Raw genomic sequence first — 632 nt, 5'->3', positions numbered from 1 at the left:
CGGCTATGCCAACTTCACCTTCCAGGTGCAGGACGACGGCACCACCGCCAATGGCGGCGTCGACCTCGACCAGTCGCCCAACACCATGACGCTCGACGTCACCAGTGTGAACGACGCACCCGCTGGCACCAGCAACACCGTCACCGTCAACGAGGACGGCGCCCACACCTTCACCGCCGCCGATTTCGGCTTCAGCGATCCCACCGATGCCGCCAGCGCCGCGGGCGCCGATGCCCTGCTGGCCGTCGAGATCACCACGCTGCCCGGCGCCGGCTCGCTCACCAATGACGGCATCCCCGTCACCGCCGGCCAGTTCGTCTCCGTCGCCGACATCAACGCCGGCAAGCTGGTATTCACCCCGGCCGCCGACGCCAACGGCACCGGCTATGCCAACTTCACCTTCCAGGTGCAGGACGACGGCACCACCGCCAATGGCGGCGTCGACCTCGACCAGTCGCCCAACACCTTCACCATCAACGTCACCAGTGTGAACGACGCACCGGTGAATACGGTGCCGGCACTGCAGACGGTCGCCGAGGACACCAATCTTTCTGTCACCGGCCTGGCGATTGCCGACGTAGATGCTGGCAGCGCCACCAACATCACCACGACGCTGTCGGTGCTGCACGGCA

General features: G+C 66.5%; 1 protein-coding gene. It reads left to right on the top strand.

Features of this window, described 5'->3' with window-relative positions; genetic code table 11:
* Positions 1–632, top strand: a 632-nt coding sequence (locus NKI88_RS31775) for a cadherin-like domain-containing protein (RefSeq protein WP_352659357.1), incomplete at both ends; no start/stop codon positions are given.

The sequence above is a fragment of the Mesorhizobium sp. M0317 genome, from assembly GCF_040321555.1.
In the GTDB taxonomy this organism is placed as follows: domain Bacteria; phylum Pseudomonadota; class Alphaproteobacteria; order Rhizobiales; family Rhizobiaceae; genus Mesorhizobium.
The sequence above is the reverse complement of the archived record's forward strand: the minus strand, read 5'-3'. Positions and strand labels throughout refer to the sequence as shown.